A 20,835-nucleotide genomic window follows, 5' to 3' on the forward strand; every position below is an offset into this window, starting at 1 on the left:
TGCCGATATCGACTATGTGAGCGACGACGTCGCCCGGGCGGCGTGGCTGCTCGTCGCGGGCAGCGTGCCCGCCGCCGCCCTGGTGGTGGCCGGCGGTCACGGCGCCGGCTCGGTGGCGTACCTGATCGGGGTCCTGATCTGCGTCGTCGCCGGCGGCATCGGGATTCACCGCAACCTGTCCGCCGGGCACCGGCGGCCGTGGCTGTTCCTGCTGGCCGCGCAGGCGGTGTCGCTGGTCGGCGAGACGAGCCGGATGCTGCTGCACGTCGTGCTGCTGCCGAACCTGGCGGTGTTGGCCAGCTACCTGCTGCTCGCCGCCGGCGTCCTCGACCTGCTGCGGCGCAGCCGGGCCGCGGACGACGAACCCGCCCGGGTCGACGCCGTCCTGCTCGGCGTCGGGTCGGTGCTGGTGGCCTGGTCGCTGTGGATCGAGCCGTGGGTGGCCGGTGACGACACCCACTGGCAGAACCTGATCGCCGCGGCGCTGCCGCTGGTGGCTGCGGTCCTGCTGATGACCGTGCTGCCGATGCTGCTGCTGGGCCGGGCCGGCACGCCCGCGCTGTGGTTGTTCACCGGCAGCGGGCTGGCGCTGCTGACCGCCGACATCGTGCTGGCCGTCCGCGGCTGGTTCGCCACCGGGCCGGACGCCGTCCCGCTGACCGTGATCGGGGCGATCTCGCTGGTCGCCTACGCCGCGAACTCCGCCTGCATGCTGCACCCGACCGTGGCGGTGCTGACCCGGCGGGTCGAGGGCCGGACCCGGCGGCTGCGGGCGTCCCGGACCGCGGCGATCGCCGCCGCGCTCTGCGCGCCCACCGTGCTGGCCGTCGTCGCGCCCCCGGCCGGCCCCCGGTTCGCCCTGATCCGGGCGGTCCTGTCGATCGCCCTGATCGCCACCGCGGTGTCCCGCATCGTCCGCTCCAACAACTCCCGGGACCGCGCCGAGCGGCAGGCCCGCTGGCAGGCCCAGCACGACGCGCTGACCGGCCTGCCGAACCGCGACCTGCTGGTCGCCACGATCGCCGGCTGGCCCGCGGCCGGCGTGCTCTACCTGGACCTGGACCGGTTCCGGCTGATCAACGACCACTGGGGGCACGAGGTCGGCGACGAGCTGCTCCGGGCGGTCGCCGCCCGGATCGCCGGTGAGGTGCGCGCCGAGGACCTGGTCTGCCGGGTCGGCGGCGACGAGTTCATCGTCGCGGTGGCCGGCCCGCCGGGCGCGTCGACGCGGGCCGACGCCGAGGCGCTGGCCGCACGGCTGCTCACCGTGCTGGCCGAGCCGGTGCCGCTGTCCGTCGGCGCGGTCGACGTCACCGCCTCGATCGGCATCGCGCACTCCGCGCGGCGGCCGGACCCGGTGGAGCTGCTGCGCGACGCGGACACCGCGGCGTACCGGGCCAAGGATGCCGGCCGCAACCGGGCCGAGGTCTTCGACCCGGCGCTGCGCGAGCAGGTGCGCACCCGGATGGTGCTGGAACGGGCGCTGCGCGGCGCCCTCAGCAACGACGAACTGTCCGTGCACTACCAGCCGATCGTCGACCTGCGGACCGGGCGGGTGGACGGCCACGAGGCGCTGATGCGCTGGACACACCCCGAGCTGGGCGCGGTGTCGCCGGTCGACTTCATCCCGGTCGCCGAGGACACCGGGCTGATCGTCGCGGCCGGCGGGTGGCTGCTGGAAGAAGCCGCCACCCGCCTGCAGCAGTGGCGGGCCGCCGACCCCGCGCTGCACGTCTCGGTCAACCTGGCCGTCCGCCAACTCCTCGAACCGGGCCTGGCCGACCGGGTCCGCGACACCCTGACCCGCACCGGCCTGCCCCCGTCCGGCCTCTGGCTGGAGGTCACCGAATCCGGCCTGATGACCGATCTGGACACCTGCCTGGACGTGCTGCACCAGCTGCGCGCCCTCGGCGTCACGCTGTGCATCGACGACTTCGGCACCGGCTACTCCTCGCTGAACTACCTGCAGCGCCTGCCGGTCGCGATCGTCAAGGTGGATCGCGCGTTCATCGCGGGGGTCGGCGAGGGCGGCGCCAACGAACCGATCGTCCGGGCGGTGCTGGCCATGTCGCAGGCGCTGGGGCACCGGGTGGTCGCGGAGGGGGTGGAGACCGCGGTGCAGCGGGACTGGCTGCGGGCCAACGGGTGCGACTTCGGTCAGGGCTGGCTCTACGGCCGTCCGGTCCCCGCCCCCGAGGTCCGCCAGTCGGTCACCGTCCGCTGATCTTCCGTCAAGATCCGCTTTCGGTACGACCGGAGCGCCCGTCCGCAAATGATCGCCCGCCCGCACCCTCCGCCAGGCCCGCCGTCGCTCACGGCCGCAGCGCGCCCCCGCCCTCCGGCTGGGCGTCACGGGTCCTTCAACCCTGGCGAGACACCCGCCAGGCCCAGCCCGCAAACCTCCGCGAGACCCGCCGCTACCCGCGATCGCAGCGCGCCCCCGCTCTCCGGCTGGGCGTCACGGGTCCCTCAACCGTGACGAGACACCCGCCAGGCCCAGCCCGCGAACCTCCGCGAGAGCCGCCGTTGCCCACGACCGCAGCGCGCCCCCGCCCTCCGGCTGGGCCTGGCGGGTGTCTCAACCGAGGCGAGACACCCGCCAGGCCCAGCCCGCGAACCTCCGCGAGACCCGCCGTTGCTCGCGACCGCAGCGCGCCCCCCGCCCTCCGGCTGGGCGTCACGGGTCCCTCAACCATGACGAGACACCCGCCAGGCCCAGCCCGCAAACCTCCGCGAGAGCCGCCGTTGCCCACGACCGCAGCGCGCCCCCGCCCTCCGGCTGGGCGTCACGGGTCCCTCAATGGGGCTGAGACACCCCTCAGAGGGCGGTTCGAGATTTTCGGGTTGATCTATGCGTTGAGTCCGTTTGGAGATCGTTCTGCGGGTTCGCTGTAGATAGTGATCACTCGATGACGTGAAAGGGGAATGACCATTGCGACCGGCCACGTCGCTGCGGCGTTGGCCGGTCATGGGTGATCGAAAGCCGTACCCGAGCGACGTGACGGACGAGCAGTGGGCACTGATCTGGCCATTCCTGGACGCGTGGCGGTCCGGCCGTGTCTCGTTCGCCGGCCGGCAGGGTGAACAGGATCTGCCGGAGGTCGTGAACGCGATCCTGTATCAGAACCGGACCGGCTGTCAGTGGGCGTACCTGCCGCGCGACCTGCCGCAGAAACCGGTGACTACTACTACTTCGCGTTGTGGCGTGAGGATGGCACGGAACAGGCGATTCATGACCTGCTGCGTGGTCAGGCGCGCGAGAAGGCCGGCCGCGCCGAGGATCCGAGCGCGGTCGCGGTGGACACCCAGTCGATCCGGGCGGCGAACCACGTCCCGGCCGCCACGACGGGAAAAGACGCAGGCAAGAGGGTGCCCGCCGCAAGCGTGGCCTGGCCGTGGACGCCCTGGGTCTGATCATCGCCGTGGTGGTCACCGCTGCGAGCGTCACCGACAACGCGATCGGCATCAAGCTGCTCGACAAGGTCGCCGAGCACACCCCGACGGTGACAGCGGCCTGGGTGGACGCCGGGTTCAAGCAGGACGTCGGTGTGCACGGCGCAGTCCTGGGCATCGACGTGCAGGTCGTCAAACGCTCCGACGCCCAGCCCGGATTCGTGCCGGTCAAGAAGCGGTGGATAGTCGAGCAGGTTTACGGCACCCTGATGCTGCACCGGCGGCTGGCCCGCGAGTACGAGAGCCGGCCCGAATCGAGCGTGTCGCGTACGTTGTGGGCGTCGATGGCGAACATGGTGCGCCGGTTGACCGGCACCAGCACCCCCACCTGGCGACACGGATAGCGGCCCGCGTATGCACCTCGACACGATCCTCGGCCTGATCACCGAACGCGAGAACACCGCCACCGCGACCGCCGAGCGGCTGCGTGAGCAGATCAGCCTGCTCACTACCGAACTCGCCCGCATCGACCAAGACCTGGCCGACCTCGCCACCACCCGTAGCACCCTGCAGAACCTTGCCGCGGCTGAGTTCACCGCCGATGACCCGACCGTGATCAGCTCCGCCTAACAACAGATCCTCGCCGTCTTGAAGACCACGACCGCCAGCATGCGCGCCAAGGACATCTGCCTCGCCCTCGACATCGAACCGCTCCCGAAGCACGTCGAAGGAGCCCGCGCGAAGCTAAAACGCCTGGTCAACCGTGAACTCGTAATCGAGACCCAGCCCGGCATATTCACACTCATCCCGAAACGGACCTAATCTTCCTTACCGCCCGCTCACATGCCGCCGATCGTGCGCGGGCCGAACAGGGCGCCGTGCGCCCCGGTTGTACCGGACCAATACCGAGGACAACCGGAACGCCCGTGCTCGTCGTCGTCACCTACCGCCGCGCCGGCAGTTGAACGGGACCGCTGTCCGCCGCTGTCAGGGCATGCGGACCAGTACCCAGTGCTGGTTGGTGGCCGCGTCCCGGTTGGACGAGCACGTCCAGGCCAGGATCGCCGTTCCCGGAGTTCCGCCGGTGTAGCTCTGGTCGAGACACTTGTTGGTCTTCCCGTTCCCCAGCATGATCGTGTTTTGCGAGGTCACCCAGCTCGCGTACCAGAGGTCGTTCATACCGGACCCACACCGGTAAGCGATGACATTGGAATGTTCGACGTTGTTGGAGAAATCCTGGTTGAGACACTGACCGCTGCGGACATTCTCCAGGTAGAACCAGAGGCTGCTGCCGGCCGAAGACGCTCGCAGCTGCCACTTCTGGTTGGTGCCGTAGTTGCAGGTCCAGGCGTAGACCTGCGGGCGCGCGACCCCACCGGTGTAGTTCTGGTCGAGGCAGTTCCCGGACAAGGCGTTGACGATGAAGTAGTAACCTTCCGGCGGCGCGGCGGCGGCCGGCGACGCGGCAACCACGACCGAGCCGGTCACGGCCACCACGAGCATGGACAGAAAGCTGAGCAGTCGCTTCACGATTCAATCCCCGTTCAGTACGTCAGGCGAATATATGATCACTTCCCGCCACCGCGCTGCCCCGCTTCCGGCTCATGGCACCGGTACGTCCCCGAGGCAGGCCGTCGGGTGACCGAGGTTCTGCCGGCAGCCACGCGCTGCTGACGTTTGACCGTTCCTCAGCGGCCACTGTTCGTGAGAGTGTCACGGCTGGGAGGTCACCATGCCGCAGCCGCCCTGGAACCATCTCGTCGACCTGGCACGTGGCTGTGCCGTCCGGATCGAGGACGACGGCGGCCGGTTTCTGGGCTCCGGATTCTTCGCGGCTGCCGGCAGGGTGCCGACCTGCGCCCATGTGGTCGACGGTGAATCGGCCGACCGGCTACGGGTACGCTGGTCCGACACCGTGCTGCGGGTCGCCGACGCGCGGTCCGTTCCCGAACTGCGGGGGCACGGCAGGACGTACGCGGCGCCGGACGTCGCCCTGCTCACCGTGGACGCCGCGCCGGAGCACCCCGTGGCCTGGCTGTCGCGTTCGGTGCCGCGGGCCTGGACCCGCGCCGTCGCGATCGGATTCAGCGAATACACACCGGCTGACCATCCGGCGAGCCCGTAACACCTCCTGCTCCGACTGATTCCCCAACAGCAGGAACAACGCCCGGTGCGTCGGATCGTCCAAATCCACCGGACCACCGAACTCCGGGCAACCACACCGCCACTCCCTGCGCATGCAGATACGGGATGACCTGCAACGCCTGCCGACCCGCGAACGCCCGCTCGTACTCGCCAATCACCACCGCGTCGAAACGGCGATCCGGACGCAACGCCTCAGCGAGCAACTCCGCGGCGGCGGGCCGGTCGTGCCAAGACAGGCTGCGCGAGCAGCCGACGTCGAAGAACTCGACCCCGATACGACCATGACCATGAGTCATGAACTCCGCGATCTCGGACTGCCACCGCCGCGACGACACCGGATCCTGATAGCCCTCCGTCGAAATCCGGCCGTAGAACGCGAACCTCACCTCACTCGCCGCCTGGCTGGCCGCTCGGCCACGCAGCCGCGACGGACCAGCCGGTCCATCTACCCAGACTGCAAACAGATCATCGGGAGCAATATCAGTGGCAGCCATCAGCGAGGGGACCATCGGAATCACCAAGGACGCATAGAGAAGGATGCCCTCATGTCGATGCCTCGTAATCGAGACCCAGCTCGGCATATTCACACTGATCCCGAAACGGACCTAATTTTCCTTACCGCCCTCTGAAAGGGCATTCCGGGAGGTTAGGTCCGTTTCTGGATCAGGCTGAAGATTCCCGGCTGGTCTTCCGTGATGATCTCGCGGTTGACCAGGCGTTTCAGCTTCGCTCGGGTGCCTTCGACGTGTTTCGGTAGCGGTTCGATGTCGAGGGCGAGGCAGACGTCCTTGGCCCGCATACCGGCGGTCGCGGTGCCCAGGATCGCGAGGATCTGCTGGTAGGCGGCGCTGACGATGGTGGGGTCGTCGGCGGTGAACTCGGTCGTGGCGAGGTGCTGCAGCATGCTGCGGGTGGTCGCCAGATCGGCCAGCTCCCGGTCGATGCGGGTGAGCTCGCCGGTGAGCAGGCTGATCTGCTCGCGCAGGCGCCCGGCGGTAGCGATCGCGGTGGTCTCACGTTCGCCGATCAGGGTGAGGATTGTGTCGAGGTGCACCGGACGGCCTTACGCGTTTCGCCAGGTCGGGGTGCTGGCGCCGGTCAACCGGCGGACCATGCCAGCCATCGACGCCCACAAGGTCCGCGACACCGATGATTCCGGACGGCTCTCGTATTCGCGGGCCAGGCGGCGGTGCAGCATCAGGGTGCCGTAGACCTGCTCGACGATCCACCGCTTCTTGACCGGCACGAACCCCGGCTGGGTGTCGGCGCGTTTGACGACTTCGACGTCGATGCCCAGCACGGCGCCGTGCACGCCGACGTCCTGCTTAAACCCGGCGTCGACCCAGGCCACCGTCACCGTCGGGGTGTGTTCGGCGACCTTGTCCAGCAGCCGGATGCCGATCGCGTTGTCGGTGACCGACGCCGCCGTGACCACCACCGCGATGATCAGCCCGAGAGCGTCCACGGCCAACCCGCGCTTACGGCCCGGGACCTTCTTGCCGGCGTCCTTGCCGGTGGTGGCCGCGGGAACATGGTTCGCGGCCCGGATCGACTGGGTGTCGACCGCGACCGCGGTCGGGTCCTCGCGGCGGCCGGCCTTCTCCCGGGTCTGGCAGCGCAGCAGGTCGTGGATGACTTGGTCGGTGCCGTCGTCCCGCCACAGGGCGAAGTAGTAGTAGGTGGCGGACTTCTGCGGCAGGTCGTGCGGCAGATACGCCCATTGGCAACCGGTGCGGGTTTGGTAGAGGATCGCGTTCACGATCTCCCGCAGATCATGGTCGCCGGTGCGGCCGGCTACCGAAATACGCTTGGCCCGCCAGGCTTGCAGGAACGGGCCGAGCAACGCCCACTGCGCGTCGGTCACGTCGCTGGGGTACGGCTTTCGATCACCCATGACCAGGCCAACGTCCCAGCTAACGGACCGGTCGTGATCAGGCTTCATCTTTCACGCCATCGAGTGATCACTATCTACAGTGAACCCGCAGAACGGTCTCCAAACGGACCCAACGCATAGATCAACCTGAAGGATCCCGAACCGCCCTCTCAGAGCCAGCTGCGCGCTCCACCGCCCATGCCCGCGGCCCTCCGCCGCCCGGCGGGCTGCCACGCGTGGCCAACTCTGAGAGGTGCCTCCGCCTGAGGGTGACGCCCCTTCCGGCCGGCTCGTAATCCTTCGCGAGCCCCCGCTACCGCACGGCAGCGGCGCGCTTCCGCCCTCGGCTGGGGGTGAGAGGTGCCTCAACGTCGCTGCGGCACACCGCGGGGGATTGTGCCAGGAGCGGTGTTTCCGGCCGGCCGAGGCTTCCGACCGTGGTGCGGCGATGGGAGCGGCGGCCCTGCGGTGACGCGGGTGGGATGGGGTCGGGTGCGGCGGGGGCTTGGGGCGTACCGAAATCGGGTCTTGACTCTCTTGTTGGTTGAGGGGGGAGGGTGGGTTGTGTGACGGAGACGCGAGCGGTGGATGTCGAAGTGCTGGAGCGGGTGCTGCGCGGGGCGTGGGGGCGGGACACGTGCGATCCGCATGACCTGCCGGATTGGACCCCGGCTAATCCGGCGCGCGGGCAGTGCGGGGTGACCGCGTTGATCGTGCGGGAGCTGCTGGGTGGGGAGTTGGTGCTCGGCGAGGTTCTCGTGGGTGGGGAGAAGGTGGGGCACCACTATTGGAACAGGCTGCCTGGCGAGCGCGATGTCGACTTCACGGCTGACCAGTTCCGGCCGGATGAGGTGGTGACCGGCGGGACCGTTCAGGCGGCGCCGCCCGGCAGTCCACGGCGTTGCCGGGAGCAGTATGAGTTGTTGCGCGCCCGGGTGCACGCCGAGCTGAATCGGGTCGGATTGTCCGCGGAGGGTCGCTGACCTCAGTGATCATCGCCGACAGCGGAGGTGACACAAAGGGAGGGAGGCCTAGGACTGCTCGCGGACGAGCGCTGGGCGAGAGCGGCTCAGGACTGGACGCCGGGGCTGGCGCGGCGTGGCTTTGGGCTGGTCTCGAGGCTGGCTTAGGGCTGGGCTCCGAGGCTGACTTAGGGCTGGGCTCCGAGGATGGCTTAGAGCTGGGCTCCGAGGCTGGCTTAGAGCTGGGCTTGGGGGGCGGCTTGGGGCTGGGCTCCGAGGATGGCTTAGAGCTGGGCTTGGGGGCGGCTTGGGGCTGGGCTCGGGGGTGGCTTAGGGCTGGTCTCGGAGGGTGGCTGACGGGGGGACTCCGAAGCGCTCTCGGTAGGCGCCGGCGAAGCGGCCCAGGTGGGTGAAGCCCCAGCGGTAGGCGATGTCGCTGACGCTGGTGAGGCCCGGGTCGGCTCGGGAGAGTTCGGCGTGGACGTTGTCCAGGCGCAGGCGGCGTAGGTAGGTCATCGGTGACATGCCGACGTGCTGGCGGAAGGCGTCCTGCAGGACGCGGACGCCTACGCCGGCGACGGCGGCCAGCTCGCGGGTCGTGTAGGGGCGCCATGGCTCGGCGTGCATCACGTCCAGGGCGCGCTTCACGGTGCGCGGCCGGTAGGGGCCCTGCAGGCCGGCCGGCTCCTCGCCATAAGGGTGCTCGACGGTCAGGGCCAGGCCGCTGACCACCATGTCGCGCCAGCGGGCGGCCATGCGGGGTTGGGTGGCCAGGCCCTCGGGCGCGCGCAGCTCGGCGAGCAGCAGCCGGACCAGGGCCACCCAGGTTCGGCCGGGTCCGTCGACCAGGTCGAAGCTGGCGCCCAGCGGCATCGGGGAGACCAGACGCTGGTCGAGCGCGGCGTCCAGTTCCCGTTCCAGGGCGCCGCGCTCCACCTTGACGCTGAGCATCCGGCAGGTGCCCGGCCAGTCCAGCTCGATGTCGCCGGTCGGGCGGTAGACGGCGGCCCGGGTCGGGTCGGCGAGCACCACCATGCCGCGGTGCCGGGACCGGAGCACGCCGGTCAGCGGCACCAGCACGTGGTAGGCCGTCTCCAGGGCGCCGATCGCGACCCGGATGTCGGTGCCGTAAGCCACCTCGCCGACCGTGATCGGGCCGAGCTCGACCACGTCGGCGCTGAAGTCGAACCGGTCGGGGTCACCGACCGGGTCGATCCGCAGCGGCTCGTAGTAGACCTTGCGACAGAAGGCGCGGGCCTCCTCCATGTCGGTGGTACGCAACGCGACACGGACCGGGACATCGCCGCCCGTCATGGCTACACACTAGACCGTGAGCAGCGTCCTCCCGGGAATCGCGTACTCCGGCCAGGTGTATTCGGCGACCGCGCCGCCGCGCACGGCGACCTCCGCGAGCGGGTCCGGGCCGTCCGCCCAGATCGCGTAGCGGCCCTCCGGCAGGCTGTCGATGACCACGCAATAGGTGACGCCGCCGCGGACGTAGCGGGCCCGGACCGCGGCGTGCTGCCGCTGGTCCGGCTGCCCGGCCGGGCTGACCTCGATCTCGTGGCCGTGCTCCCGGGCCGAGGTGTGGATGATCAGCGCGCCGATTCCACCGCCGATGTTCAGCATCACGGTGCCCTGACCGGACGGCGCGAGCGTGTGGTGGTGGTGATGGTGCCCGTGGTCGTGATCGTGGCTCATGCCGTGCCCTCCCTGCCCTCGCCTGCGAGGTCGTCGTTGCGGTGGGGATGGTGTCGCCCGGTGCCGCCCGTCATGCCGGCACCGAGTCGCGGTGAGGATGGTGCCGGCCCGTCATGCCGGCACTGAGTCGCGGTGAGGATGGTGCCGCCGGTCATGACGGCACGGAGAAGCCGTCGAACGGGGTGCCCAGGTAGGGGAAGTGCTTGAGCAGGCCGGCGCTCGCGTCCTTGATGCTGAGGCCCTGCTCGACCAGCGCGGCCGCGGCGTCCGGCTCGAACTCCTTGTCGACCAGCGGCACGGTCACCCCGGCGATCGCCCGCAGCGAGATGGACACCACGTCGTCGGCGATCCGGCGGCCGTTCGGGAAGCCGGCCACGTCCCCGCCCACCACGCCGAACTTGTTCGGCTTCGCGGCCGGCGGGATCGCGGTGTTCAGCCGCAGCATGTCGGCCTGCAGCTGGCCGGTGTTGTTCTGGAAGCCGTCGATCAGCCCGGACGGGATGCCGGTGAGCAGGATGGCCAGCAGGTCAGCCCGGTCCTTGCCGGCCTTGTTCAGGTCGGCGAGCTTGTCGAACAGGCCCGGGTAGAGCACCGGCAGCAGCGACGCCAGCTCCGGCTTGGCGACGAACTCGGCGAACTTCTTGTCCTCGCTCGGCGGCAGGCTGTTCCACTTGTCCTTCTGCGCCATCGGCACGATGACCTCGTTGAACAGCGGGTTGCCCAGACGCGACACCTGCACCTGCGGGCCGACGTAGACCTCGCCGTTCTTGCTGTCACCGCGCACCTGCACCTGGCGCCGGCTGGCCGAGGTCCACACCCCGATCACCGCGCCCGCGTCGGCGGCCTTGACCCGCTTCTTGCCGTCCCGCCGGACCATGTGCAGCGGGATCTGCACCGCGATGCTGTGCACGTTGGTCTGGTCGGTGGCGTTGACCGCCTTGCCGGCGTAGTTGAACAGCTTCTGGCCGACCAGGTGCTTGTCCTGGAACGGGCGCAGCGTGCCCAGGTCGAAGATGGCGCCCAGGTCGACGAAGAACGCGTCGGCGCGCTGCCCGGCGAAGACCTTCTCGCCGGTCTTCAGCTTGTGCACGGCGTCCTTGGCGAGACCCTCGTAGTCGGCGATCGACACCTTGCCGACGTTGCACGGCGGGCAGGGCAGCTTCTTGGCCAGCACGGTGCTCTTGCCGTGGCTGTCGACCTTGGTCACCGAGAAGAACTGCCGCCGGTTCCAGTTCTCGCTGTCCAGCGATTCGATCGGCCCGGTGTTGTACAGGAAGGTCTTGTCGTTGCGCAGTTCGGTGACGAACCGGAACTGGTAGGTGATGTCCGGGCGGGCATCGCCGTTCGCGTCGATGTGGATTTCGTAGAGCACGTCGTCGCCGAACTCGAAGAAGTTCGGGCCGCTCGCCGGAATCTGCAACGGCACGTAGTTCGCGATGATGGTGACCGTATCCGGATCGTCCGGGCTGACGAACGCGTACAGGTCGGAACTGTCGGCGACCGGGTCCTTGCTGATTTCCGGCGCTTCGCGGTGAGAAGACATTCTGTCGTGATCCTCTTCGGTTAGCGGCCGGCGTGCTTGAGCAGCTGGGCGGCGAGTTTCTTGTCGGTGACGGTCTTCTTGGAATCGCCGGAGAAGAGGTCGATGGTGCCCTTCTTGGCGTCCCGCACCGAGACGATCAGCGGGGAGCTGTCCTTCGACGATGTCGTCTCGTTCTCACCGGCGAGGCTGAGCCCGGCAACCGAGGCGGCCGAGACCCCGACGCCGGCGGCGGTGAGCGCCAGCATCCGCCGGCGATTGAACCGCGGGAACGCCTGGGCACGGTAGCGACTACGACTCATGCTGGGCCTTTCGTCTGTTGGGGGACCTGACGGGCGTTGCGAATGAGGGTCGTTCAGGGCGGTGGGGATCATGGCGCTCACTCCGGCATTCCGCCGGCCAAGGGAGGCCCTGAACAACCCTCATTGCCGACGCCGATGATTACGAGACTGGAGATCCAGGAGTTCAAACCTTTTTTCCAGGAATCTCTCAGGACCTACGGCGACGCCTTCCGACCAGGGCGATCATTCCGGCGATCGCGGCGGCACCGAGGGCGCCGCCGATCAGCCAGTGGCCCACAGCGGTGTCGTCCTGGCTCGAGGTGGCGGCCAGCACCGGCTCGGCGGTCGGCTCGACGGACGGCTCGCTGGTGGCCTCGACGACCGGCGCGGCGCTCTGCCTCGTCGAGACGGGAGCGACCGAGGCCGTGGCGGCCGCGGAGGTGGCCGAGGCGGCGGGCTTCGCCGGCGGCTTGGTCGTCTTCTTCACCACCGGCGCCGCCGCCGGGAAGACCAGGTCCGAGCAGGAGTAGTAGGTGTCCGGCGTGCTGGACGTCTCCCACACCACGTAGAGGATGTGCCGCCCGGTCCGCTCCGGCAGCTTGACGCTCATCCGGTACGCCCCGCCGGTCAGCGGCGGGTCGGTGAACGTCCCGACCGGCTTGCTCCCGAGGTCGTCCCAGGTCAGCCGCTTCGCCGGGTCATAGCCAGATTTAGTGAGAAAAATCCGGAACTGTCCTTGGTGCAGGATGGTCCCCCGGTACGCCACCTTCAGCGTCTGCCCGGATTTCACCGAAGTCGACGGGAAGTCGTCCCGCGGCAGATCGAGCCCTCGATAGGCGTCCAGTCCCCCGCTGCACAGCTTCCCGTCCGGCACGACCTTGCGATCGTTCCCGTTCACGTTCGCGATCCGCAGGTTGTCGAACGCCCCGATGAACCCGCCGGTGGCCGCCTTGGCCGCCTTGCACGCCGCCGCGCCCGTCGAGGTCCCGTTCCCGGCGCAGGCCGCGGACCGGCTGATCGGTGTGGTCGGGGCGCCGTGCGCGGACACCGGCCCGGCCGGCACGACAGCGGCCACCACGGCCACCGCGGCCGTCGCAACGAGGAAGGAACGCACGGCTGACTCCCAGGCGGATCACACGACCGGGACGTTCCCGGTCACCCGGGAGATACGGAGATCCGGCACCGCTCGTTCAGCCACCGCCCGGCTGTGATTGCATGACCGAGTCCGGAAACACCAAACGGGAGGATTCATGAACAAGCCCGACGTCGGTCCCATCCCCGACGAAGCGCCCGCCGATCTCGTGATCGAGGACATCGTCGAGGGCACCGGCCCGGAGGCCAAGCCCGGCGAGTACGTCAGCGTCCACTACGTGGGCGTGGCCCAGTCGACGGGCAAGGAGTTCGACGCCTCCTACAACCGTGGCCAGGCTCTCGGCTTCCGGGTCGGCGGCCAGCAGGTCATCGCCGGCTGGGACCAGGGCGTGGCCGGGATGAAGGTGGGCGGCCGGCGCAAGCTGACCATCCCGCCGCACCTCGGTTACGGCGCGGCCGGTGCCGGTGGCGTGATCAAGCCGAACGAGACCCTGATCTTCGTGGTGGATCTGGTCGAGGTTCACTGAGCTCGGCGGCGGGCCTGTCCGGCTCCTGGAGGAGACCGGACAGGCCCGCGGCCGCCTCGGCCTCGATCCGGGCGGCGAGGGCCTCGTCCTCGGCGAGCTTGGCCTCCTCGGTCAGCACCTCGGCGGCCACCTCGGCGACGTGCGCCGCCCGGCGCACCTCGACCACTTCCTCCAGGGCGTGCTCATATCGCCGTTTCGCCTCGGCGACCTCCTCGTCGACCCGTTCCAGGGCCGACTCGTCGGGCCGGGTGTGCGACCAGATCCGGTTCAGCTGGTCGACCGTGAGGTCGCCGCGCCGGTACGCCTCCAGCGCGGCCCGCTCCACCAGTTTCCGGCTCTCGTCGGCCGGGCCGGTCCAGGCATCCCATTTGGCCTGCTGATAGCGCTGCTCGGCCTCGTCACGCTGACCGGCCGCCTCGGTGGCGCGCTCCCGCGCCTCGTCTGCGGCCAGCACCGCTCGCTGTGCCGCGGCCCACACCTCGTCCGCGCCGCTCTCCAGCTCCTCGGCCTCAGTCGCCTCCGGCGGCGGCGGGACCGGCCTGCGCCGCCCGGCCACCACGGCCATCCCACCCAGCGCCAGCACGGCGAACAGGATCAGCCCGAGCAGGATCTGGGCCGCATCCATCCCCGTTCCCCTCACGCCCTTCGACGTTAGTGGGGATGGCGTGCAGCCGCACACCGGGTTCCCAAGGATCGTCCAGCGGAATCATGTGGCGTCCCCCACCGCGACGCGGGAGGCGGTCACTTGGCGTCCTTCAGGGCCGCGCAGCCACCGGTCTCGTCGGGCAGCAGCGGCCGGAAGGTGACCTGCCACTGCTTGCCGCCGGACACCCACGGCGTCCGCATGTTCGCCTTGCCGGCCGCGGCCCACAGCTTGTCCTTCTCGGCTCCGGAGACCGAGACGCAGTACAGGCCGGTGCCGGGCGACAGCTCGGCGCCGGGCAGCGCCGGGCCGGGCCAGTCCTGCGGCTGCTGCTTGAGCCCGTCGTCGGTGGCGACGTAGTCCTGGGCCAGCGCGGCCAGGCTGTCCGGCACGTAGGCGTCCGGGGCCGGCGAGCCGGTCTCGGTGGTCAGGGCGGTCAGCTCGTCGACGTAGCCGGCCAGCTTCTTGCGGGCGGCCTGCTGGCTCGCGCTCAGGTTCGGGTCGGTCGGCTGCGCCTGGTGCAGCGCGGTCACCCGGACCGTCTGGGTCGTGCCGCCGGAGGTGGCGGTGATCACCGTGTCCGGGATGTCGGCGACGCCGGGCGCGCCGAGGTCGGCGCCGGTCTTCACCCCGGCGGCGATCGCGTCGGCGGCCCACTGGGCGGCCCTCTCCGGCGTGATCCGGAGAACCTGCAGGTTCGGCAGGGCCGGGCCGGGCGCGATGGCGGGCACCGGCCCGTTGCTGATCACCCGCCCGTCGGCGTAGACGGTGACGTCCGGCAGCCGGCCGTAGCGGTAGGAGGTCGGCACGAAGCCGCCCTCCTGGGCGATGCGCACCAGCACGGTGGGGTCCGTGGCGGAGGCGCTCTCGGTGATCGGGTCGGCGGCGTTGCCGGCCGACCCGGCCGAGTCCGGCCGGGCACAGCCGGCCATCAGGATCAGGGGGATGGCGGCGGCGGTCAGAAGGCCGCGGGTTCGGGTCATACCGGTACGACGAGACGTCCGCTCTCCCGGTTCCGCACCACCCGAAGATTCCCGCCGAAAGAGTGGATCTTTCTGGTTACGGCACCACGCGCGCCGAGCGGCCCTGCACCTCGACCACGTCGCCCGGGTGCAACTGGCGGCCGCGGCGGGTGTCCACCTCGCCGTTCACGGTGACGTCGCCGGACGCGATCAGGATCTTGCCCTCGCCCCCGGTGTCGATGAGATCGGCCAGTTTGAGGAACTGGCCCAGCCGGATCATGTCACCGTCGATCGGCACGTCGCGCATCGGCACATCATGCCACCAGCCTTTTCCGCCCTCGCCGGCCGTCACCGGGGCGGTGCTGGCGGGTGCGGAGGGCGTACCGGAAAAGGGTGGGAAAAGAATCTGGATGGGGTTGAACCATCGGGGCCTGTGATCCGAACTAACTCCCGTGAGGTATTTGGGAGCAGCACTGACCCTGGTGGCGACCGCGGGCGCACTCGGCATGGCCGGCCCGGCCTTCGCCGACGTGACGATCAGCCCGTCCAGCGCGCCGCAGGGCAGCGGCCAGAACCTGACCTACCACGTGGTCAACGACGCGAGTCAGCCGATCACCCGGGTGACGCTGCAGATCCCCAAGGACACGCCGATCGCCGAGGTGTATCCGCTCTCGGTGGACGACTGGGCGCCGCAGATCCAGTGGCAGGAGCTCGCCACCCCACTGAAGACCATCCACAACGGAACCCCGGTCACCCAGGTGCCGAAAGCGATCACCTGGATCGCGGTCGGCGGCGCGTCGATCCCGCCGGGTGGCGCGGCCGACCTGAGCGTCGCGGTGGGCCCCCTGCCGACGCTGAGCACCGTGCGGTTCAGCCTGGTCGGGACGTATGCCGACGGGAAGACCGGGCCGGCCATGACGGCCGGGATGACGCTCACCCCGGACCCGGACGGCGCGGCCGCGGCGGCCGGTCACCACGGCGCGGCGGCGACCACCGCGCCGGCCGATGAGGAGCAGCTCTTCGCCGACGCGGTGGCCGAGGCCCGGGAGGACGACCGGGGCGGTTCGGCGCTGGCGCTGGGCGGCTGGGTGGTCGCCGGGCTGGCGCTGCTCGGGGCCGGCTGGATCGTGCTGCGCAACCGGCACCGGGCCGCGGAACCGGACGAGCCGGGAGAGCCGGAGGAAAATCCGGCGCCCGAGGCAACATCCGAGGCCTCGGCGCCGTCAGAAGAGAAGGAAGCCGTGTCGGCCAGCCGGTGGAGCTATCACGGCTGACGCAGACTCCCCCGCAGGCAGGGTCCTGCAGCGGGAAACCTCACGCGGGTGGGCGTGAGGCGAGTCGCGGCTCGCGCGTGGGGCGCGGGTCACGACAGGCGGGTGGGGCCGCGGGCAAGGCCCATGATCCGCGCATCGGGCGGGCGGGAAGGCGACTTCCCGCCCGCGTGATGCAAACCTCTCGGTCCGCGACCACCCGCGTGAGGCAAACCTCTCGGACCGCGACCACCCGCGTGAGGCGAACCCCTCAGACCGGGACGACCCGTTCGGTCCGCAACGCGTCGATGATCTCCCGCTCCACCCGCTCCGACTCGTCGTGCGGGACCTGGCAGGTGCCGGCCGCGATGTGCCCGCCCCCGCCGTACCGGAGCATCACCTCGCCGATGTCGACCGGCGACGAGCGGTCCAGGATCGATTTGCCGCAGGCGAAGACGGTGTTGAGCTTCTGCCGGCCCCAGATGATGTGCACCGAGACGCGGGACTCCGGGAAGAGCGCGTAGACCATGAACCGGTTCCCCGCCTCGATCACCTCCTCGTCCCGCAGGTCGACGACGATCACGTCGCCGTCCAGGTGGCTGACCCGGTGCAGCTGCTCGACGAACCGGGCCGAGCAGTCGTGGAAGAGGGTGGCCCGCTCGGCGACGTCCGGCAGGGCGAGGATCTCGTGCACGTCCTGGTGCTCGATGCAGGCGTCGATCAGCTGCATCATCAGCTGGTAGTTGGAGATCCGGAAGTTGCGGAACCGGCCCAGCCCGGTGCGGCTGTCCATCAGGAAGTTCAGCAGCGTCCAGCCGCTCGGGCTGAGGATGTCGGTCAGCGAGTAGTCCGCCGAGTCGGCCTGGTCGACCGCGCGCATCAGGTCGTCGGAGACCTTGGGGAAGCGCTCCTTGCCACCGAAGTGGTCGTAGATGACCCGGGCCGCGGAGGGCGCGTCGGCGTCGATGATGTGGTTGCTCCGGTCGCCCTCGTTGCGGATCGTCTCCGAGTGGTGGTGGTCGTAGACCTGGTAGGCGCGGGGGTCGTAGGGCAGGTTGGTCAGGATGTCCCGGTCGGTGATGTCGACGGCGCCGTCCTGCACGTCCTTGGGGTGCACGAACATGATGTCGTCGATCATGTCGAGGTGGCGCAGCAGCACGGCGCACACGAGGCCGTCGAAGTCGCTGCGGGTCACGAGCCGGTACTTCACGGGGTCCCCCTCGGTAGCCAGACCTTTGCGACCATTTTGCCACTTTTATCGCTTAGGTCTTTCCCGATCGAAGAAGCATGTGCTCGGCGGCACAGGTCGGGGTGAACCACGGAAGGGGGCTGCTGCGTAAGGTTCAAACGGACGGTAACAACCCGGTCGGAGGACACGGAGACGATGGACCAACCTCAGCTCATCCAGGAGCGCAGCGCGCCGCCCGCCACTCTGGTGATCTTCGGCGCCTCCGGTGACCTCACCCGCCGCAAGCTGCTGCCGGCGGTCGAGAGCCTGGCCCGCCACGGCCGCCTGCCTGACCAGTTCGCCCTGGTCGGCGTCGCCCGGACGCCGATGTCCGACGAGCAGTTCGCGGAGAGCGCCCTCGGCGGCCGCAGCCTGAGCGAGAAGCGACAGCTCGCCGGCGGCATCCGCTACGTCTCGGGCGGCTACGACGACCCGGAGACCTACAAGCGTCTGGCCGAGACGCTCGACGAGCTGGACGCCCAGCGCGGCACCTCGGGCAACCGGCTGTTCTACCTGTCCACCCCGGCCAACGCGTTCGAGCCGGTGATCTGCGGCCTGGCCGGCGCCGGGCTGAACCAGGCGAACGAGGGCTCCTTCGCCCGCCTGGTGATCGAGAAGCCGTACGGCCGGGACCTGGCCACCGCCCGCGAGCTGGACGGCGTGGTGCACGCCGCCTTCGACGAGGCCAGCGTCTTCCGGATCGACCACTACCTGGGCAAGGACACCGTGCAGAACGTCCTGGCCCTGCGCTTCGCCAACTCGATCTTCCAGCCGATCTGGGACCGCTCCTGGGTCGACCACGTGCAGATCACCGTGGCCGAGACGCTCGGCGTCGGCACCCGCGGCGGGTTCTACGAGTCGGCCGGCGCGATGCGCGACATCGTGCAGAACCACGTGCTCCAGGTCCTCGCGCTGGCCCTGATGGAGCCGCCGGCGTCGTTCGGCGGCGAGGGCCTGCGCAGCGAGAAGGTGAAGCTGCTGCAGGCGATCCGGCTGCCCACCGACCGGGACATCGCCGACGCCGCGGTCCGCGGGCAGTACACGCGGGGCGGCACCCGCGAGGAGCTGATGGCCGGTTACCGCGAGGAGGTCGGTGTCGACCCGCTGTCGCGCACCGAGACCTACGCCGCGCTGCGCCTCAACGTGGACAACTGGCGCTGGGCCGGCGTGCCGTTCTACGTGCGCACCGGCAAGCGCCTGCCGGCCCGGGTCACCGAGGTGGCGCTGCAGTTCCAGCGTCCGCCGCACCTGCCGATCCCGACCAGTCAGCTCACCGAGCTGGACGCGGACGCCCTGGTGCTGCGCATCCAGCCGAACGAGGGCATCTCGCTGCGCTTCGGGGCGAAGGTGCCGGGCCACTCGTTCCGGGTGCGCACCGCCAGCATGGACTTCTCGTACGACCAGACCTTCGTGGAAGAGTCGCCGGAGGCGTACGAGCGTCTGCTGCTGGACGCGCTGGTGGGCGATGCCTCGCTGTTCATCCGCAGCGACGAGGTGGAGCAGTCGTGGCGGGTGGTCGACCCGATCATCGAGCACTGGGCGAACGACCGGTCGCCGATCCCGACCTACGAGGCGGCCTCCTGGGGCCCGGCCGACGCCGACCGCCTGATCGGGCGAAATGGCCGGAAATGGCGCAACTCCATCTGAGAACTGCGGCGGTGGGCGGGCTCGCATAGGGTTAGCGTCAGCCCGCCCCCGATCCGAAAGATCTCAGCGAATGCAGGTATCGGTCGCGCACCACCCTCCGAACACGGCCGTCCTCGTCCTGCGCGGTTCCCTCGACATCGACACCGCGCCCGCTCTCAAGGCCAACCTCGGCCGTCTGGTCGAGCGTCCCTCCCCGCGCGTCGTCGTCGACGTGTCCGGCCTCGACTTCTGCGACTCGATGGGTGTCGGCGTGCTGGTCACCGCGCACGGCCGGGCCATGGAGCGCGGCGGCTGGGTCCGGTTGGCCGCCCCGTCCGGGTTCCTCCGCCGCCTCTTCGACACCCTCGGCCTCAGCGACTATCTCCCGATGTTCCCGGACGTCGAGAAAGCCATCAAAACCGACTGACCCCATTTCCGGTACGCCCGGAGCGCACCGGTCAGCGGGAGCCGTTGGTGACGGCGTCCAGGGCGGCGACCGCGGCGCCCCGGGCGCCGGCCATGTCCAGGTCGGCGACCAGCGCGAAGGTCGCCGCCTTGGCCTGCTCGTCGCGCAGCTGGGTGTGCTCCCGGACGGTGTTCAGGAACCACTGCCGGAAGTGCGGCGCCGCCTCGACCACGCCGCCACCGAGGAAGTAGGCCGACGGGTCGGTGAAGTTGGCCGCGATGGTGAACAGCTTGCCGATCGCCCGGGCCTGCTGCCCGAAGACGGCCATCGCCAGCGGGTCCTCCTTCTCCCCGTAGCCGCGCAGCATCTTGGCCGCCTTGCCGATCGGCTCGGCGGCGAGCGGGTGCTCCGGGAAGCGGGTCAGCCAGTACGGCAACAGGTTGTTCTTGATCCCGGTCAGCGACGCGATCGCCTCGACGTCGCCCTCGAAGCCGCAGTTGCAGACCGGCACCGGCTGGCCGTCCTCGAGGACGCCGTGCAGCGGGATCTGCACGTGACCGAGCTCGCCGGCCATCCCGGCCGCGCCGCGGATCACCTTCCCGTTCTCCACCACGCCGCCGCCCAGCCCGGTGCCGACGATCGCGGCGACCGACGAGGTCTCCAGCGCGGCGGCGCCGAAGTGCCGGTGGTGGGCGTAGAGCGCGGCCGCGTTCGCGTCGTTGTTGTAGATCACCGGCAGGCCGAGCCGGGCCTCCAGGGCGCCCCGGATGTCGAAGCCGTGCCAGGACACCTGGTTGAAGTTGGTCGCGCCCTTGGACGAGATCACCCCGTGCGCGCTGGCCGGGCCGGGCGTGTCCAGGCCGACCGCGCGGACCAGCGACAGCGGGGTCCGGGTCAGCTCCAGGATGCCGGTGAACGCCTCGGCGAGCGACTCGACCGCCGACTCCGGCCCGTCCAGGACCCGGGACGGGTTCTCCACCAGGTTGTTGACCAGGAACTGGCCGGTGGCGTCGAGCACGGTGGCGTTGTTGCAGGTCCCGCCGTTGTCGAGACCGACGACGACCCAGGAGGACGGGGTAAGTACCGATTCAGCCTGATCCACGGGTGAGAGCCTACGTCCGTCACTGGTGTCCGGTCACGGGTGCGCGCGGATTGCGGGCTCGTTAGTCACGGTTGCGGTCGCGCGGCGGCCCGCGGAGCCCGCCG

23 protein-coding genes and 1 pseudogene are annotated in these 20,835 nt (G+C 70.0%); 10 read left to right on the forward strand and 14 right to left on the reverse strand.

Features of this window, described 5'->3' with window-relative positions; genetic code table 11:
- Window positions 1-16: 16 nt before the first annotated feature.
- The 4 genes and pseudogenes from BJY16_RS38580 (at window position 17) to BJY16_RS47980 (ending at window position 4,215) form a co-directional block, all read left to right on the forward strand.
- A complete protein-coding gene (locus tag BJY16_RS38580) occupies window positions 17-2,224 on the forward strand; it encodes a putative bifunctional diguanylate cyclase/phosphodiesterase (RefSeq protein WP_185044468.1) in 2,208 nt (735 codons plus the stop codon).
- 744 nt (window positions 2,225-2,968) lie between these two features.
- Window positions 2,969-3,797 (forward strand): annotated as a pseudogene (locus BJY16_RS48790) (IS5 family transposase).
- Window positions 3,798-3,807: 10 nt separating this feature from the next.
- Complete coding sequence (locus BJY16_RS47975) at window positions 3,808-4,023, forward strand: hypothetical protein (protein ID WP_239176922.1); 216 nt, start codon at window positions 3,808-3,810, stop codon at window positions 4,021-4,023.
- Between the two features lie 18 nt (window positions 4,024-4,041).
- Window positions 4,042-4,215, forward strand: coding sequence for a hypothetical protein (locus BJY16_RS47980; protein ID WP_239176920.1), 174 nt, complete (start codon window positions 4,042-4,044; stop codon window positions 4,213-4,215).
- Window positions 4,216-4,380: 165 nt separating this feature from the next.
- Here the strand turns inward: BJY16_RS47980 and BJY16_RS38595 are convergent, their stop codons facing one another.
- Entirely contained in the window at window positions 4,381-4,923 is a 543-nt protein-coding gene (locus BJY16_RS38595; RefSeq protein ID WP_185044469.1) for an RICIN domain-containing protein, read from the reverse strand.
- A 202-nt stretch (window positions 4,924-5,125) separates the two neighbouring features.
- On the opposite strand from BJY16_RS38595, the gene BJY16_RS38600 reads away from it, so the two are divergent.
- Complete coding sequence (locus BJY16_RS38600; protein WP_185044470.1) at window positions 5,126-5,518, forward strand: trypsin-like peptidase domain-containing protein; 393 nt, start codon at window positions 5,126-5,128, stop codon at window positions 5,516-5,518.
- Here BJY16_RS38600 and BJY16_RS38605 read toward each other — a convergent pair.
- The 3 genes from BJY16_RS38605 to BJY16_RS38615 form a co-directional block, all read right to left on the reverse strand.
- Window positions 5,478-6,119 (reverse strand): hypothetical protein, encoded by a 642-nt coding sequence (locus BJY16_RS38605; RefSeq protein WP_185044471.1) that lies wholly within the window; start codon window positions 6,117-6,119, stop codon window positions 5,478-5,480. The two genes, BJY16_RS38600 and BJY16_RS38605, sit on opposite strands and share 41 nt — an antisense overlap.
- 65 nt (window positions 6,120-6,184) lie before the next feature.
- On the reverse strand, window positions 6,185-6,592 hold the full coding sequence (locus BJY16_RS38610; protein ID WP_185044472.1) for a hypothetical protein: 408 nt from the start codon (window positions 6,590-6,592) through the stop codon (window positions 6,185-6,187).
- 9 nt (window positions 6,593-6,601) lie between these two features.
- A complete protein-coding gene (locus BJY16_RS38615) occupies window positions 6,602-7,432 on the reverse strand; it encodes an IS5 family transposase (RefSeq protein ID WP_185044473.1) in 831 nt (276 codons plus the stop codon).
- 545 nt (window positions 7,433-7,977) lie between these two features.
- Between BJY16_RS38615 and BJY16_RS38620 the strand changes: the two genes are divergently transcribed.
- Complete coding sequence (locus BJY16_RS38620; RefSeq protein WP_239176918.1) at window positions 7,978-8,394, forward strand: YunG family protein; 417 nt, start codon at window positions 7,978-7,980, stop codon at window positions 8,392-8,394.
- A 309-nt stretch (window positions 8,395-8,703) separates the two neighbouring features.
- Here the strand turns inward: BJY16_RS38620 and BJY16_RS38625 are convergent, their stop codons facing one another.
- The 5 genes from BJY16_RS38625 to BJY16_RS38645 form a co-directional block, all read right to left on the reverse strand.
- Entirely contained in the window at window positions 8,704-9,687 is a 984-nt protein-coding gene (locus BJY16_RS38625) for an AraC family transcriptional regulator (protein ID WP_185044474.1), read from the reverse strand.
- A gap of 9 nt (window positions 9,688-9,696) precedes the next feature.
- Complete coding sequence (locus tag BJY16_RS38630) at window positions 9,697-10,074, reverse strand: phospholipase (protein ID WP_185044475.1); 378 nt, start codon at window positions 10,072-10,074, stop codon at window positions 9,697-9,699.
- Window positions 10,075-10,225: 151 nt separating this feature from the next.
- Complete coding sequence (locus tag BJY16_RS38635) at window positions 10,226-11,617, reverse strand: DUF4331 domain-containing protein (protein ID WP_185044476.1); 1,392 nt, start codon at window positions 11,615-11,617, stop codon at window positions 10,226-10,228.
- A 20-nt stretch (window positions 11,618-11,637) separates the two neighbouring features.
- Window positions 11,638-11,916 carry a hypothetical protein gene (locus BJY16_RS38640; protein ID WP_185044477.1) on the reverse strand — a complete coding sequence of 93 codons (279 nt, stop codon included), beginning with the start codon at window positions 11,914-11,916 and terminating at the stop codon, window positions 11,638-11,640.
- 187 nt (window positions 11,917-12,103) lie between these two features.
- A complete protein-coding gene (locus BJY16_RS38645) occupies window positions 12,104-13,009 on the reverse strand; it encodes a lytic polysaccharide monooxygenase (protein WP_185044478.1) in 906 nt (301 codons plus the stop codon).
- Between the two features lie 136 nt (window positions 13,010-13,145).
- Between BJY16_RS38645 and BJY16_RS38650 the strand changes: the two genes are divergently transcribed.
- Window positions 13,146-13,514, forward strand: a complete 369-nt coding sequence (locus BJY16_RS38650; protein ID WP_185044479.1) for an FKBP-type peptidyl-prolyl cis-trans isomerase — start codon at window positions 13,146-13,148, stop codon at window positions 13,512-13,514.
- Here the strand turns inward: BJY16_RS38650 and BJY16_RS38655 are convergent.
- The 3 genes from BJY16_RS38655 to BJY16_RS38665 form a co-directional block, all read right to left on the reverse strand.
- Window positions 13,462-14,139 (reverse strand): hypothetical protein, encoded by a 678-nt coding sequence (locus BJY16_RS38655; RefSeq protein WP_185044480.1) that lies wholly within the window; start codon window positions 14,137-14,139, stop codon window positions 13,462-13,464. The genes BJY16_RS38650 and BJY16_RS38655 overlap by 53 nt on opposite strands.
- A gap of 116 nt (window positions 14,140-14,255) precedes the next feature.
- Entirely contained in the window at window positions 14,256-15,140 is an 885-nt protein-coding gene (locus BJY16_RS38660) for a hypothetical protein (RefSeq protein ID WP_185044481.1), read from the reverse strand.
- A 76-nt stretch (window positions 15,141-15,216) separates the two neighbouring features.
- A complete protein-coding gene (locus BJY16_RS38665; protein WP_185044482.1) occupies window positions 15,217-15,426 on the reverse strand; it encodes an RNA-binding S4 domain-containing protein in 210 nt (69 codons plus the stop codon).
- A 154-nt stretch (window positions 15,427-15,580) separates the two neighbouring features.
- On the opposite strand from BJY16_RS38665, the gene BJY16_RS38670 reads away from it, so the two are divergent.
- A complete protein-coding gene (locus BJY16_RS38670; protein ID WP_185044483.1) occupies window positions 15,581-16,393 on the forward strand; it encodes a DUF1775 domain-containing protein in 813 nt (270 codons plus the stop codon).
- Window positions 16,394-16,640: 247 nt separating this feature from the next.
- Here the strand turns inward: BJY16_RS38670 and BJY16_RS38675 are convergent, their stop codons facing one another.
- Window positions 16,641-17,579: an exopolyphosphatase gene (locus tag BJY16_RS38675; protein ID WP_185044484.1), complete on the reverse strand. Its 939-nt coding sequence runs from the start codon at window positions 17,577-17,579 to the stop codon at window positions 16,641-16,643.
- A 174-nt stretch (window positions 17,580-17,753) separates the two neighbouring features.
- On the opposite strand from BJY16_RS38675, the gene zwf reads away from it, so the two are divergent.
- Window positions 17,754-19,244, forward strand: a complete 1,491-nt coding sequence (zwf, locus tag BJY16_RS38680; protein WP_185044485.1) for a glucose-6-phosphate dehydrogenase — start codon at window positions 17,754-17,756, stop codon at window positions 19,242-19,244.
- Between the two features lie 70 nt (window positions 19,245-19,314).
- Window positions 19,315-19,650, forward strand: a complete 336-nt coding sequence (locus BJY16_RS38685; RefSeq protein WP_185044486.1) for an STAS domain-containing protein — start codon at window positions 19,315-19,317, stop codon at window positions 19,648-19,650.
- A 31-nt stretch (window positions 19,651-19,681) separates the two neighbouring features.
- Here BJY16_RS38685 and BJY16_RS38690 read toward each other — a convergent pair whose 3' ends face one another.
- The gene (locus BJY16_RS38690) at window positions 19,682-20,731 is read right to left on the reverse strand and encodes an ROK family protein (RefSeq protein WP_185044487.1); all 1,050 of its coding nucleotides are present in this window, start codon (window positions 20,729-20,731) and stop codon (window positions 19,682-19,684) included.
- Window positions 20,732-20,835 lie beyond the last annotated feature (104 nt).

The sequence above is a fragment of the Actinoplanes octamycinicus genome (assembly GCF_014205225.1).
Taxonomy (GTDB): Bacteria; Actinomycetota; Actinomycetes; order Mycobacteriales; family Micromonosporaceae; genus Actinoplanes; species Actinoplanes octamycinicus.